Raw genomic sequence first — 13,945 nt, forward strand, 5'->3', positions numbered from 1 at the left:
TATCGTAGAAAATAGTAAATTAAATAGCTACATTCTCTTTTACGTCTTTAATGATTAAATCAGCTTCCGTAGCATCTATAATATCCTGCACAGAATATCCCTCAAATACTTCTTTTAATTCTAGCCCATCTTCTGTTACTTCAATCATTGCCCGTTCTGTTATGATTTTATTCACAACGGCTTTACCTGTTAAAGGAAGCTCACATTGTTTTTTAATCTTTGCAGAACCGTCCTTCGCGCAGTGGTCCATAATTACGATAATTTTTTTGGCACCATGCACTAAATCCATTGCGCCGCCCATTCCTTTAATCATCTTACCTGGAATCATCCAGTTAGCTAAGTCTCCCTTTTCAGAAACCTCCATTGCCCCTAAGATTGCAACGTCTACATGTCCCCCGCGTATCATGGCAAATGACTCAGCACTTGAAAAGAAGGAAGAACCCGGAATGGTAGTAACTGTCTCCTTTCCGGCGTTGATAAGATCTGGATCGACTTCTTGCTCAGTTGGATATGGCCCAATACCTAAAAGACCATTTTCTGATTGAAGCACAACTGTTTTGTCTGGAGATATAAAGTTGGCAACTAAGGTTGGAATACCTATTCCTAAATTCACATAGTTCCCATTTTCTATTTCTTTTTCTGCTCTTCTCGCAATTTTTTCTCGTGTATTCATCCGAATCTCCCCCTTATGAACGTGTCGTTAAACGTTCGATTCTTTTTTCCTGTTCTGCTTGGAACAGACCTTGGACATAAATACTTGGCGTATGTATTTGAGCTGGATCTAAATCGCCTGTTTCTACGATTTCTTCTACCTCAGCAATTGTAATTTTCCCTGCAGCAGCCATCATTGGATTGAAATTTTGAGCTGTTTTGTTATAGATTAGGTTTCCAAATTTATCTGCCTTAGCTGCGCGAATCAACGCAAAATCTGCTCTAAGTGCCTCTTCTAGAACGTATTCTTTTCCGTCATACATTCGTACCTCTTTCCCCTCTGCAACAACTGTCCCTACACCTGCAGGAGTAAAGAACGCAGGTATTCCTGCTCCACCAGCACGAATTTTTTCTGCTAAAGTACCTTGAGGAGTCATCTCTACTTCAATCTCTCCTGAAATTACTTGTCTTTCAAACTCTTTATTTTCCCCTACATAAGAGCCTATCATTTTTTTAATCTGTTTATTTTTAAGTAAAAGGCCTAGACCCCAGTCATCTACTCCACAGTTATTAGAAATTACGGTTAAATCCTTTACCCCTTTTTCAACTAACGCTAAAATTAACTGCTCTGGAATACCAACAAGTCCAAAACCACCTACCATTAACGTCATGCCATCTTCAATACCTGCAACGGCATCTTTTGCTGAATTGTATATTGGTTTCATGCTCCCATCCCCTCTCAAAATAATTACTACTCTATTATATTCTCAAAAATCCAACAACTCCGCAAATTTTTTACATTAATCTCTAATTTTACAGTCGATTTCTGTAACATTAAAAAATGGAGTAAAACCCCATTTTTCACACAATACCAATTAAAATGAATCGGAATAGATAGATCATCTAATGACTAAACTCGAAGTCTTCCTTCATTTCATAAAGTTGAAAATAATCCTCTTTAATTACAATGGATATAATAGTCCCCTCTTTACTAAAAAAGTGGACATGCCCATTTTGTTCACTTTTCAACTCTTCCCAACCCCAATTTTTAATTTCCTCAAAGTATTCTTTAGGTGGATAAAGTCCTTGTTCCCCTCCAATATTTTTTAAAATATACTTCTCACCCTTTTCAATATTAGGATTGTCAAATTGATCTGTGCTTGATTTTGCATTAGCTGGTACTGGAATCTCTTCATTTATTCCCGCTTTTTTATAACTGCTAGTTTCGTTAATCGATGTTGAACATCCAAACAACAACATTATGCAAATGACGCATGTTATATATTTGTTTATGTTCATTAAATTCCCCCCCTAACAATGCATTGATATGGAGCTCTTTGCATATTAGACTCTTAGCCAGCCTCGGAACCCTCTGGATCCATAGTAGGATTCTGCTCCATTGTGGTACATAAAGACAGTATCGTAGCGACGATCACAAAAGATAGCGCCACCAAGTTTTCTAATATTTGCAGGTGTTTTTACCCAACTCGAAGTCTTCAGATCGAAATTTCCAAGTTTCTGCAATTCACGGTATTCTGCTTCTGTTAAAAGATCGATGCCCATGTCTGCAGCCATTTCCACTGCGCTATTTTCAGGTTTATGTTTTTTCCTTGACTCTAATGCTTCACGGTCGTAACAAACAGTTCGACGACCTTTTGGACTTTCTGTTGCACAATCATAAAAAATATATTCGTCGTGTTTCATATCGTATCCAACGACATCCGGCTCTCCACCTGTTCTTTCCATTTCATTAAGAGACCACAGTTTTTCTGTATGAGCTTCCAGCCTTTCATGAACATTAGCCCATTTCACTTCTGTATGGCGTTTCATATTTGCCTCAAAACGATTTTTTAATATTTGGAGTAGCTCTTCACATTGTTCCGATGACAGCTCTTTATTTTTTTGAGTCACAATCGTTTCTCCCCTTGTCATTAGTGATTTAACCATTTAGAAAGCTATTAGCGTTGAGTTAATATCATTTTCATCAGTTATATATTCTATGTTTGTGTAGCCAGTAGCTAATGCCTTGGAGAATATATGCTGAATGGCTAGTTGATCCTTTGAATAAATGATTACGTCTGAGCAATCTACCAGTAGGATTACAAACTGACATTCACTTGCAATAAATTCTTGATAAGTTGCGACTTCCCTTACATCAGACCCTTTTGGAAATCCCTTTAAATCAACAAATATAAGGTAATAATCTTTTTTTGAAATTTGTTTCCATAATTCTTCACCATTTAATGAGGAGCTATTTGGAAACAGAGGGTTTCCTAAAGTATTATTTTCAATAAAATATGATTCTCCGTCACCTATTTTCCAAGTTAATTCCCTAATATTAATACACTCTAATATTTCCCATAAATGTTTGCCATAAGAATTTGGAATTTTAAATGATATACCTCTCACTAGTAATCCCCCTAGCTCTTTTTTAATAACATTTGGGCTATCGAAAATAAGTCTATAAAGTTTTGCTCAGGTCGGTGTTGATTATTAAGAAATGAAATAAGAACAGTGTTTTAAAAGTCATTTCTCTCCTTGCAGTAAAGTAACCGTTAGCTTACCAAATTTCGCTTATACAGCCACTTTAAAATAAACCAAGCAGCGATTAGATATATAATGTATAAAATTATCGCAAGTGCTTGATTTAATAACCATGGTATAGTTGCTAAAAATACTTCTGATCCAACAGATTGGAACCAGTCCAAAAGAAAAATAAGCAATATAATACTAAGAACAAACATAAAGAAAAAGCCATTTTTGTGGTTTTTAGAGATTTTCATAATTGCAAAACCCGAAAAAAAACTAATAATACCTATGACCAATAAAATTAGGAAAAATATGTTCACAACCGTTTGTATATTCATATCCTACATCACCCTTCAACATAATTTATCAGTTAACTATTTAATCCAACTATCTTAATAATTTAAGTAACAGTAACCTATAAATAAACCAACAGGTGCTTTTCTTTAAGAAGAAAATTGCCATGAAAGATGGTCTTATTTAACAAAAATATCTTTTGTAATCATTTGCAAGACATAATGGCTGTTTATCTTACTTACCTTTATTTTATAAGTACACATTGAGTGAAAATATCATTTAGAACTATACGTTTTAAATGCTATACATTTTTTTTCATTAAAGTCTTTGTATTGCATACTTATGATTTGACCTGACAATGAGTGATTGAATATGAGTTCCTCATTAATCATTTCGGTTATAAAAGTGGTTTTTGATGCATTATGACTAACAGGCACTAGTTTAAACTTATATAATACCCCGTACATTTTAGGTACTGTTAAATATAATTCACCATTTTTTAGTGAGATATCTAAGATTTTGCTGTGGTCATCTTCGATAAAATATTTACCTGCAACAAGTTCAAAACTTGTAAAATTTATTGGTAGAGTAGGTATAGGTAATGAAACGTGTTCATCAAAAATTATCTTAGCCATTTCTTGAGTGATATGTGTTACGGGTGTAACGTTCATATTGCTAAGAAAAATTATTGTAACCTTTTCATCGATAAATCTAAGAAAATTACTTACAAACCCACTAATATCTCCAGAATGATGCATACATTTTCTACCCAACTTATCAGAGACTGCCCAACCTGAAGCGTATGAACCGAGGTTAGGGGTTAACATTCTTACCGTTAGTTCTTCGTTAAGGATCTGAAATGACACTAATGCCTGACTCCATCGGAACAAATCCGCTGTTGTTGAGTATAAACCATAGGCTCCTAGAGGAAAGGATAAATCAGCATATGCTGAGTGAATTGGACGCTCCCAATAGGAATAACCAGAAGCTAAATCTTCTACTATTTCAATCCCATCATTACAGCCTGTATTACTCATCCCCAATGGAAGACATATGTTTTCTCGTATATAGTTTGCATATGACATGCCTGAAACTTTTTCAATGATTGCTGTTAACAAAGAGTAGCCTGAGTTTGAGTATTCAAATTTCCTACCGGATTCAAAGTTCAATTCAAGATGTTTAAATGAATCAAGCAGTTGATGTAAAGTCATTGGTAGTCTCATTGTTGTAGACCAAAAATCAGAAGCACTTGTATAGTTTGGAATCCCTGATGTATTTGTTAAACAATGATATATTGTAATTTTTTCTCCTTGTGGATAATTAAGAAGATACTTCCCTATAGAATCATCTATACACAATTTCCCTTTTTCGTGTAATTGAAATATACTCATCGCTGTGAAAGCTTTACTAAGTGAGCCTATGTGAAATTTTGTAGTAGGTTTATTTGGTACACCATGCTCCCAATTAGCCATGCCAAATCCTTTGTTTAAAAGAATCTTTTCATTAGAAGCTATTAAAATTGAACCATTCAAATAATTGTTTTCTTCATACCTTTTTATCCATTTATCTAACCGTTCTTCATTCAAAGTAGTGGTTCCCCCTGTATTTCATGGTCTTTATTCACCTAGTATTTAATCATTTACTCAATCGGTAACTGGGTCAATAAGAATAACTCCACCTCAGTAGACTCTTCAAACATTTTCACCATCTCTAGCTCGTTAAGAAAAGAACTTCTAAATTATAGTTATGATTTATAAGGAATTGTCATTTATAACTAGCAGCTAACAGTTACTCTCTTAACATAAATAGATTCCCCTCTCATACTTATTCGACTTGTAGGCTGAATAACCTTTCAATTTATTTCCAAAGATTATCTTTCTTATATTTGAAAAAGACCTAAGCCACTAAGGACTTAGGTCTAAAATATTTTTATTCTTGCTCATTCAATGCTGCTTCTTTTTTTAAAGGTATATCGTATAGTAAGCTCGTAATAATTGAAACAAAAATTAGACTGGCTAAAATTAATATCATCGCTGGAGTGCCATGAGCTTCAACTAAAACTCCTCCTATCAATGGTCCAATCATACGTCCCACGGTCGCCATACTATTTACAATCCCTTGGTAGAAGCCCTCCCTGCCTTTAGGAGCCAGCTGGCTAGCAAGTGTGGGAACTGCTGGCCATACGAACATTTCCCCAAAAGTTAGAATAACCATCGCAGTGACGAACATCGTATAGTCTTTCGCAAATGCTACCACTATAAAGGAAATCATAAATATGACAAGTCCTAAAATCATCTGCGTTTTTATCTTATGTTCTAAACGATTAATAATTGGCTTAATAATCGGCTGTGCAACCAAGATCAGTATCCCATTGACCGTCCATAAAAGACTATACTGCTTTAATGTAATTCCTAAATCTAGTACATAGGTTGATATAGTCGAAGTCCATTGAACATAAATAATCCAAGTAAGCATATAACCAAATGTTACAATCATCATTGCATAAAAAGGTGCCATTTGTTTAATTTTCTTCTCTTCTCCTAAAATGGAGGCCTGATGGTTTGAAACGTTAGACATGTTTCCATAGAACTGACGAGCGATAACAAAAAAGAACACATAGGCGAGTAGATTTGCTCCAAAAATATTATTTATATTATGATCTGCAACTATTCCAGCTAAGGCTGGACCAATAGCAACACCTAAGTTTTGAGCTAAATAAATAGCATTAAACGCTTTACGTCCACCTTCCGGCCATACATTCCCCACCATCGCATACATGCTTGGGAAGATGATACCACCACTAAACCCGAGAATAGCGACTAGCCATACATATTCTGGCCAATCATGCCAAACGGTTAGCGCTGCTAACGAGAGTATGGATAACAGAATTCCAAACACTATAGATTTATAGCCGCCTATTCTGTCAAATAAAAACCCGCCTAACAAATTACCGATCACACCGGTTCCAGCGTTTAGCATCAACACTAACCCCGCCATCGTTAACGATTGACCAAGGTAGTCATGCATATAGATTGTATGTAAGGGCCATAAAAATGAATTCCCCAGTGTATTAATAAACATTCCAATAATTAAAAGCCAGACTGCTTTTGGCATTAATATTCCTCATTTCCTTAGACACTCAAAATATTGTAGCTTTTTTTAAACTGCACTTCAAGATAATTAAATCTACCAAGTCAAAGTTTCATGATAAAATAATCCTGTTAAGGAGTGAAACTAATGAACAATAACTTTCCATTCCCTTCAGACGGGAAGAGATACTTTACATGGAACCGATATTTGCGTGATACCTTTGATATGAAAATTTTCAAGGTGGCGCTTGATGCAGGGTTTGATTGTCCAAATCGAGATGGCACGGTCGCTTATGGTGGATGTACATTTTGCAGTGTTGCTGGTAGTGGCGATTTTGCAGGTGACAAAGTAGATCCTATACCAGTGCAGTTTGAAAAAATTCGAGATAAAATGCATGAGAAATGGAAGAAAGGAAAATATATTGCTTACTTTCAGGCTTATACGAATACACATGCCCCCCTCCCTGTGTTAAAAGAAAAGTTTGAAGCTGCTCTGGCACTAGAAGGAGTTGTGGGGATTTCTATTGCAACTAGACCTGACTGTTTACCAGATGACGTAGTAGAATACTTAGCAGAGTTAAATGAACGGACGTTTCTATGGGTTGAGCTCGGTCTACAGACAGTCCATGAAAGTACAGCAAGGCTAGTTAACAGAGCTCATGATTTTAATACTTATATAGAAGGAGTCTCTAAACTTAGAAAGCATGGTATCCGTATTTGTACTCACATTATAAACGGGTTGCCATTAGAAAATAGAGAGATGATGATGGAAACAGCCAGAGAGGTAGCTAAGCTAGATGTTCAAGGGATTAAGATTCACCTTCTGCACCTATTAAAAGGAACTCCTATGGTGAAGCAATATGAAAAAGGAATGCTGGAGTTTATGGGGCGAGATGAATATATCCAGCTAGTAGCTGACCAATTAGAAGTTCTCCCGCCTGAGATGATCATTCATCGTATTACAGGAGATGGCCCTATTGATTTAATGATTGGTCCAATGTGGAGTGCCAACAAGTGGGAAGTATTAAATGGTATTGATGCTGAACTAGCTAAGAGAGAAAGCTTTCAAGGAAAACTATTTACGAAGACTGGTGAGTTAATATGAAGCTAAAAAGAATTCTTCCCTATGCAAAGGAGCTTCTTCAGGATGTGATAAAAGAAGGAGATACGGTAGTTGATGCAACCGCTGGAAATGGTCATGACACCTTATTCCTTGCCAGCTTAGTTGGCGATCAGGGACATGTATTTGCATTCGATGTTCAAACAGAAGCAATTGAATCGACCTCTGAAAGACTGAGTAATGCGGCTGTCAGAGATCGTGTCTCTCTAATTTTAGATAGTCACGGCAATGTAAGTAATTATATAGACGAACAGATTTCAGCAGCTGTTTTCAATTTAGGCTATCTACCTGGAAGTAACCATGAGGTAGTTACTAGAGGTAACTCCACTATACAAGCTATTACGTCCTTACTAGATATTCTAAAAATTGGAGGTCTCATTGTTTTAGTAGTTTACCATGGACATGAGGGTGGTAAACAAGAAAAAGATGAAATCATTTCTTTTGTTCAACAACTCCCTCAATCTTTCGTTCATGTACTATGCTACCAATTTCTAAATCAAGAAAATGACCCTCCATTTATAATTGCCATAGAAAAAATGAAGGAAAGGTGAATATATGGACGAATAGTGGAGAAACTAACTCAAAAAGGAGATTACCATGCCAAAAATCGCTTCCGTTAGTACATATAAACCTCCATACTCCCTAGAACAATCCAACATAGAGCAATTAACGAAAGAGCTTTTTCAAGATAAAATCCCACAGCTTGAACGCTTGCTTAAAGTATTTGAAAACGGTGATATCAAATCGAGAAATTTTTGTGTACCACTAGAGTGGCATCAAACGAATCATTCATTTGAAGAGAGAAATTCTCTGTATATTGAGCTTACTACCAAATATAGTGTAGAAGTAATCCAAGCCTGCCTCCAAAACAGTTCATTCCTAGAGAATAACGTATCGCCTGAAGAAATTGATGCTATTATCTTTGTGAGCAGCACTGGAATATCTACTCCAAGTATCGATGCGCGGGTGATGAATCATCTCCCCTTCTCAGACAGGCTAAAACGAATTCCTTTGTGGGGACTAGGCTGTGCAGGCGGTGCAGCAGGCATAAGCAGAGCATTTGATTACTGCAAGGCACATCCTTCTGACAAGGTGCTCGTTGTTTGTGTTGAGCTATGTAGCCTGACCTTTCAACCCAATGATTATTCTAAGAGTAATCTAGTCGGAGCCTCTCTTTTTGCAGATGGAGCTGCCTGTGTGTTAGTTTGCGGGGACGATGTGGAAATTGGAACCAAAAGACCAGTACCTCATATCATTAATACAGCGTCCAAATGGATGCCAGATTCTGAAGATGTCATGGGCTGGGAAGTAAAAAATAGTGGCTTACATGTAGTATTCTCGAAAAGCATACCGACGATTATCTCCAAATGGCTTGGTCCGTTTATGCACGAATTCTTGAGCGAGGAAAAGATTACTAGTGAGGATATCGTTAACTTTGTTGCGCATCCAGGAGGAAAAAAAGTGTTAAAGGCGTATGAGGATAGCCTCCATCTATCCGAAGACCAAACAGCAACCTCAAGAGAAGTGCTAAAAAATCATGGAAATATGTCTTCTCCAACGGTTCTCTATGTATTAGAGCAATTTATGCTTAAAGAAAATGCTCCTAATGACTATGGCATGCTAGTCGCTCTAGGCCCTGGTTTTTGTGGCGAAGCAGTGCTATTAAATTGGAGGGATTGATATGTTATTTTTCATCGTTATAGCACTAGTCATTGTTCAGAGATTAGTCGAAGTAGCTGTTGCTAAGAGAAACGAGAAACGAATGCTAGCTCAAGGGGCCTACGAAGTGGGAGCTTCCCATTACCCTTACATGCTAGCACTTCATATAAGCTTCTTTCTTTTTCTAATTGCAGAGGTTGTTTTATTGGATCGAGGAATTTCTCCATTATTCCCAGTATTTTTATTTGTTTTCTTGTTAGTCCAATTGCTTCGAGTGTGGTGCCTGACATCTCTCGGAAAGTTTTGGAATACCAAAATAATTATCCTTCCCGGTGCCAACGTTGTTACAAAAGGACCTTATCTTTATTTTAGGCATCCAAATTATATTGTTGTATGCACCGAAATTCTATTACTTCCTTTAATGTTTCAGGCATATTTCACAGCACTTGCATTCACGCTATTAAATTTAGCAATGCTGTCGGTCCGAATTCCATTAGAAGAGAAGGCATTAATAGAAGCAACAGATTATGAAGAAGCATTAAAAAAGAAGAAGATTTCAGCTTCCTAGCTGGTATCTTCTTCTTTTTGCTTTTTAGATTAAGCTTGTTTCATTACAGCCTCTTCCACTGCGCGAGCGACAATATAATGGACTGCAGGATCTAATGGGTTTGGTATTAGCTCACCCGGTCTTGTATAATCCACAATTGCCTTCGCCGCTGCAATCAGCATTGGATACGTGATTTCTTTAGCTCCAGCATTTAAAGCACCTTTAAAAATTCCTGGGAATCCTATTACATTATTTACTGAGCGACCATCTGCAGCAAAAGCTGCTCCAGCCGCAATCGCTTCAGATGGAAGGATTTCTGGATTAGGGTTAGAAAGCGCTAATATGATTTGACCTTTTCGCACCATCTCCGGTTTTATCAAACCTTGAACACCAGTAGTAGCTACGATAATATCACAGTTCTCCATCATTTCTTCTAAAGAATTCATTGTCTGACCACCGTACTGAAGCAGACGCTCTTTGGCTGCTTCCTGACGATCCAATCCATATACCTCTTCTACTCCATAAGCCATTAACATACGGCATATAGCCAATCCTGCTGCTCCTAAGCCTATCTGACCAATCTTCGCATTTTTGATGTCTACCTCCGTTGCACGGCATGCAGAAAGTATAGCAGACAATGCTACCACTGCAGTTCCATGCTGGTCATCATGCATAACAGGGATAGGAAGCTCTGCTTTTAATCTTTCTTCTATTTCAAAGCAATGTGGTGAACCGATATCTTCCAGCAATATCGCACCAAACCCTTGGTGAATATGTTTGATCGTTTCTACAACTTGGTCTGGATCACTAGTATCTAATAGAATCGGTATACCGCTCAATCCTACAAACTGATCTAACAGTACAGATTTCCCTTCCATTACAGGCATACCTGCAACAGAACCGATGTTACCTAATCCTAATATAGCAGTTCCATCCGTAACAATAGCTACAGATTTTCCGATAGAAGTAAAATATTGAGCCTTATCTGGTTCATTTACAATTTCCATGCAAACGCTAGCTACACCAGGTGTATATATTCTTTGAAGGTCTCCTAATGAACGAACGTCATATCTGCTCTTCATCGCAATCTTTCCACCTTCATGTGCTTTCAACACATCATCACTGATCGCTTGAATTTTCACACCGTTTCCAATAGCTTCTATATTACTTATAATTTTTTCAAAATCTTTTTTAGACTTGCTTGTAACAGATATGTCGCGAATAGTAGTTAAAGCACCACTTTTTAAAGTTGTAATATCCCCTATATCGCCTTCTCCCATTCCAATGGCAGTTGCTACCTTAGCAAAGTTACCAGGTTTAGAAAGTGTTTCTACTATTATATTACGAATAATATGTTGGTTTTCCATAGTTTTCTCCTAATCTCTCACTATTTTTGAATTATATGATTATAACACAAAAATTCTATTTGTTTGATAATGAAGACATTTATTATACACATAAAAGTGATAGTTAAGTAAGTGTTTATCTTATCTATTGGGAGCATGAAATTATTAATTTAGAAATAGAGATAAGGAAAATTCAAACTTACTAATATATAACCAATAACTCTTCTCTTTAAAATTACTTTTTTCACCATTATAAAGTGGTATAATTAGGAAGATATAGGAGGTCATTATGGATATTATTATGTTAATCATTATTTTGGGTTTAATCATGCTAGGAGTAATATCATTCACACTTTTTATAAGAAGAATATTAATAAATACCACACCAAGATCGTCTCATACCTCTTCTGACTCAGATATTGACAAAAAGTTGGACAAAATTATCATGTTGTTAGAAGAGAATAAATCTTCTAAATAGAAACGCTGTATCTATTTGTTATAGAGGGAAAACTTGTTCGAGCGGAGAACTACAGCGAAGAAAAACCACCAAAATTTTACTGTTCATAAAATTTTAGTGGTTTTTTATTTGACTATGTTAAAGGCTAGGGTTGGTTTTTCGTGCGTTGGTTTTGTTTGTGAAATGTTACACTTAAACTAACGCAGCAGGTTAGTTCAATAAGAAAAAAATTTAAAATAACGAAAAGAAGGAGTTATTGAATGAAGAAAAAGATTAACATAGGGTCATTTATCTTATCAATAATTTGTATTTTACTATTTCTCCTTGTTTCATTTTCAGGTCTGATTGATTATTCCGTTATGGGTACACACCCTTTAAATCTGGTTTTATATATTACATTGCTAACTTTAATTTTAGGAGTATTAGGTTTTTCAGGTATTCATGATTGGAAGGGAATGGCGAGGAGTGTAACTACAATAGTTATCACTTTGGGATTATCAGCGTTTTTGACTTTCGTTATTTTTTTCGGAAGTTTATTAAGCTAAACCAGCCAATAGTTTGTCAATATTTATTAATGAAAAACAAAAATAGTTCATGCTATACTAAATTTGTGCATGCCAAATAACCTTTCAAATTTCTACGTTTGGAAAGGTTTAGGATATTTGGATATATTTTGAACTAGGCTAGATCTTGGAAATCTGACTTGCTTTTTAATAGTGCATAAATCCAATGTAAAAGCTTATTTGCACATGCTATTACAGCCACTTTAAAGGGCTTTCCTTCTTCACGTTTCTTATCATAAAACTCACGTAACCTCTTATTTCGAGGAATGAGTTCATCTGTCGTTTTCTTCTTGCGACAATCACGAATGGCACTTTTTACGGCCATATATAAGGCGTGTCGTAGTCTACTAGAACCTCTTTTGGTAATCCGATTCAAAGTACCTTTGAATGTACCAGATTCAAAAACACTTGGATCAATTCCTGCAAAGGCAACTAATTTTTTAGGGTGATTAAACCGATCGATTTCCCCAATCTCAGAAATAATCGTTGCCGCGATTTTCTCGCCGATACCGGGAATAGATTGGAGAATCTTATATTCTTCCATGTTTTTCGCTAAAACATCTATCTCTTCTTCCAGATTGGATAGGTGTTTTTTGTATTCCAGAAGCATTTTAATATACATATCCATGCTTAAAATAAGGCTGTGGTATAAGGTTTTCTGAAATGGATTACGATTTGCGGCTGTCTTCAATTTTTCTGACTTGCTGTTTGCCCATTGTTGCGAACGGCTTTTACAGAATTCTTTTATCTTTTTTGCGATTGTTTCTTCACTAGTAGCCAATACTTCCTCTGAAGTAGGGAATGATTGGAGCGAAAGTAAGGAAACGTCTGAATACAAATCTCCAAAAACACCACAGTATTCAGGAAATACTTGGTCTAAAACGGACTGGAATTGTAGTTTGGTTTGTACATACATACCAGTAATATTTTCATGTTGTCTTGTAAGGTTACGTAAATTTAAGAGCTGGATTCCTCGTTGTTTATAAGGCTCTAGATCCTCTTTATAAAACATCTCGCAGAGATGACGAGCGTCTATGATATCCGTCTTTACTTTACGTAAACTTGAACTCTTTGCTCGATACGAAACGAGTGGATTAACCATGATTAATAAATATCCTCTCTCTTCGAAAAATTGGACAACTGGTGTATGATAATGGCCTGTAGATTCCAAAACAATCGGGGGCCTTTCTCCAGAAGCCTCTTCTATTTCTCTAATAAACTCTAAAAGAATTGTAAGCCCTTCAAGTGTATGAGCCACTTTAAAGCTCTTTTTGTACGGTTGCTTTTTCTCCAAGAATGCTTGAACCTGACTTTCGCCTTTTGCCACATCCAGACCAATTACTGGATTCATCATTATTTTCCTCCTTGTCATACAATTAACCGGTAACCCCTATTCCTCCATGTAGTATCATAGCTTCGCTTGTTATACGAGATCAGAGTCCCAACCAGCCTCAATCATGTTTCTACAAGTAGGGGGCGAACTGTTTAATTGACGGGATCATTAGCCCCACGGGTGCTTACGTTCTACCCCGGCTACCGCAATCATATATCGATATAAAAAAAGGTCAACCAGAAATATCTGGCTAACCTTATAATACGAACGGGTGCTTTAGCAAAATATGGCCATCATTTTGGAGAGGGCACTGAAAAAGTCAATGAAATTACTAAAGCGATTGCGTGAACAGATTTC

General features: G+C 36.4%; 16 protein-coding genes. 6 read left to right on the forward strand and 10 right to left on the reverse strand.

Going from position 1 to position 13,945, the window contains the following annotated elements; all coding sequences use genetic code 11:
* Nucleotides 1-19: 19 nt before the first annotated feature.
* The 8 genes from NSQ95_RS12920 to NSQ95_RS12955 all read right to left on the reverse strand — a co-directional run bounded on the left by NSQ95_RS12920 (nt 20) and on the right by NSQ95_RS12955 (nt 6,588).
* Nucleotides 20-673, reverse strand: a complete 654-nt coding sequence (locus NSQ95_RS12920) for a 3-oxoacid CoA-transferase subunit B (RefSeq protein WP_169359999.1) — start codon at nt 671-673, stop codon at nt 20-22.
* 13 nt (nt 674-686) lie between these two features.
* Complete coding sequence (locus tag NSQ95_RS12925) at nt 687-1,376, reverse strand: CoA transferase subunit A (protein WP_340882959.1); 690 nt, start codon at nt 1,374-1,376, stop codon at nt 687-689.
* Between the two features lie 178 nt (nt 1,377-1,554).
* Nucleotides 1,555-1,950: a hypothetical protein gene (locus tag NSQ95_RS12930; RefSeq protein ID WP_340882958.1), complete on the reverse strand. Its 396-nt coding sequence runs from the start codon at nt 1,948-1,950 to the stop codon at nt 1,555-1,557.
* Nucleotides 1,951-1,995: 45 nt separating this feature from the next.
* Nucleotides 1,996-2,562, reverse strand: a complete 567-nt coding sequence (locus tag NSQ95_RS12935) for a DUF4256 domain-containing protein (RefSeq protein WP_340882957.1) — start codon at nt 2,560-2,562, stop codon at nt 1,996-1,998.
* 36 nt (nt 2,563-2,598) lie between these two features.
* Nucleotides 2,599-3,060, reverse strand: a complete 462-nt coding sequence (locus tag NSQ95_RS12940) for a DUF2691 family protein (RefSeq protein WP_340882956.1) — start codon at nt 3,058-3,060, stop codon at nt 2,599-2,601.
* Nucleotides 3,061-3,206: 146 nt separating this feature from the next.
* A complete protein-coding gene (locus tag NSQ95_RS12945) occupies nt 3,207-3,518 on the reverse strand; it encodes a hypothetical protein (protein WP_340882955.1) in 312 nt (103 codons plus the stop codon).
* Nucleotides 3,519-3,749: 231 nt separating this feature from the next.
* Nucleotides 3,750-5,060 carry a serine hydrolase domain-containing protein gene (locus tag NSQ95_RS12950; RefSeq protein ID WP_342559722.1) on the reverse strand — a complete coding sequence of 437 codons (1,311 nt, stop codon included), beginning with the start codon at nt 5,058-5,060 and terminating at the stop codon, nt 3,750-3,752.
* 343 nt (nt 5,061-5,403) lie between these two features.
* A complete protein-coding gene (locus NSQ95_RS12955) occupies nt 5,404-6,588 on the reverse strand; it encodes an MFS transporter (protein ID WP_340882953.1) in 1,185 nt (394 codons plus the stop codon).
* 123 nt (nt 6,589-6,711) lie between these two features.
* Between NSQ95_RS12955 and NSQ95_RS12960 the strand changes: the two genes are divergently transcribed.
* From NSQ95_RS12960 to NSQ95_RS12975, 4 genes are read left to right on the forward strand one after another with little or no spacing between them, the layout of a single operon-like run.
* The gene (locus tag NSQ95_RS12960; RefSeq protein ID WP_340882952.1) at nt 6,712-7,668 is read left to right on the forward strand and encodes a TIGR01212 family radical SAM protein; all 957 of its coding nucleotides are present in this window, start codon (nt 6,712-6,714) and stop codon (nt 7,666-7,668) included.
* Nucleotides 7,665-8,234 carry a class I SAM-dependent methyltransferase gene (locus NSQ95_RS12965; protein ID WP_340882951.1) on the forward strand — a complete coding sequence of 190 codons (570 nt, stop codon included), beginning with the start codon at nt 7,665-7,667 and terminating at the stop codon, nt 8,232-8,234. The genes NSQ95_RS12960 and NSQ95_RS12965 overlap by 4 nt, the downstream gene beginning before the upstream one ends.
* Nucleotides 8,235-8,280: 46 nt before the next feature.
* Complete coding sequence (locus NSQ95_RS12970; RefSeq protein WP_340882950.1) at nt 8,281-9,363, forward strand: 3-oxoacyl-[acyl-carrier-protein] synthase III C-terminal domain-containing protein; 1,083 nt, start codon at nt 8,281-8,283, stop codon at nt 9,361-9,363.
* A gap of 1 nt (nt 9,364) precedes the next feature.
* Nucleotides 9,365-9,910, forward strand: a complete 546-nt coding sequence (locus tag NSQ95_RS12975; protein WP_340882949.1) for an isoprenylcysteine carboxylmethyltransferase family protein — start codon at nt 9,365-9,367, stop codon at nt 9,908-9,910.
* Nucleotides 9,911-9,939: 29 nt separating this feature from the next.
* Here the strand turns inward: NSQ95_RS12975 and NSQ95_RS12980 are convergent, their stop codons facing one another.
* Entirely contained in the window at nt 9,940-11,256 is a 1,317-nt protein-coding gene (locus tag NSQ95_RS12980; RefSeq protein ID WP_340882948.1) for a malic enzyme-like NAD(P)-binding protein, read from the reverse strand.
* Nucleotides 11,257-11,524: 268 nt separating this feature from the next.
* Here NSQ95_RS12980 and NSQ95_RS12985 point away from each other — a divergent pair, with 268 nt between their 5' ends.
* Nucleotides 11,525-11,713: a DUF4083 family protein gene (locus NSQ95_RS12985; RefSeq protein WP_340882946.1), complete on the forward strand. Its 189-nt coding sequence runs from the start codon at nt 11,525-11,527 to the stop codon at nt 11,711-11,713.
* A gap of 239 nt (nt 11,714-11,952) precedes the next feature.
* Complete coding sequence (locus NSQ95_RS12990) at nt 11,953-12,237, forward strand: hypothetical protein (RefSeq protein WP_340882944.1); 285 nt, start codon at nt 11,953-11,955, stop codon at nt 12,235-12,237.
* A gap of 133 nt (nt 12,238-12,370) precedes the next feature.
* Here NSQ95_RS12990 and NSQ95_RS12995 read toward each other — a convergent pair whose 3' ends face one another.
* Complete coding sequence (locus NSQ95_RS12995; protein ID WP_340885901.1) at nt 12,371-13,606, reverse strand: IS110 family transposase; 1,236 nt, start codon at nt 13,604-13,606, stop codon at nt 12,371-12,373.
* Between the last annotated feature and the right edge of the window lie 339 nt (nt 13,607-13,945).

Origin of the sequence: Psychrobacillus sp. FSL W7-1457, from assembly GCF_038593405.1 — a bacterium.
Lineage (GTDB): Bacteria > Bacillota > Bacilli > Bacillales_A > Planococcaceae > Psychrobacillus.

Coding starts and splice junctions, on each gene's coding strand:
- NSQ95_RS12980 (WP_340882948.1), bottom strand. CDS start 11,256: ATGGAAAACCAACATATTATTCGTAATATAATAGTAGAAACACTTTCT.
- NSQ95_RS12930 (WP_340882958.1), bottom strand. CDS start 1,950: ATGAACATAAACAAATATATAACATGCGTCATTTGCATAATGTTGTTG.
- NSQ95_RS12970 (WP_340882950.1), top strand. CDS start 8,281: ATGCCAAAAATCGCTTCCGTTAGTACATATAAACCTCCATACTCCCTA.
- NSQ95_RS12960 (WP_340882952.1), top strand. CDS start 6,712: ATGAACAATAACTTTCCATTCCCTTCAGACGGGAAGAGATACTTTACA.
- NSQ95_RS12925 (WP_340882959.1), bottom strand. CDS start 1,376: ATGAAACCAATATACAATTCAGCAAAAGATGCCGTTGCAGGTATTGAA.
- NSQ95_RS12945 (WP_340882955.1), bottom strand. CDS start 3,518: ATGAATATACAAACGGTTGTGAACATATTTTTCCTAATTTTATTGGTC.
- NSQ95_RS12990 (WP_340882944.1), top strand. CDS start 11,953: ATGAAGAAAAAGATTAACATAGGGTCATTTATCTTATCAATAATTTGT.
- NSQ95_RS12985 (WP_340882946.1), top strand. CDS start 11,525: ATGGATATTATTATGTTAATCATTATTTTGGGTTTAATCATGCTAGGA.
- NSQ95_RS12975 (WP_340882949.1), top strand. CDS start 9,365: ATGTTATTTTTCATCGTTATAGCACTAGTCATTGTTCAGAGATTAGTC.
- NSQ95_RS12995 (WP_340885901.1), bottom strand. CDS start 13,606: ATGAATCCAGTAATTGGTCTGGATGTGGCAAAAGGCGAAAGTCAGGTT.
- NSQ95_RS12920 (WP_169359999.1), bottom strand. CDS start 673: ATGAATACACGAGAAAAAATTGCGAGAAGAGCAGAAAAAGAAATAGAA.
- NSQ95_RS12965 (WP_340882951.1), top strand. CDS start 7,665: ATGAAGCTAAAAAGAATTCTTCCCTATGCAAAGGAGCTTCTTCAGGAT.
- NSQ95_RS12955 (WP_340882953.1), bottom strand. CDS start 6,588: ATGCCAAAAGCAGTCTGGCTTTTAATTATTGGAATGTTTATTAATACA.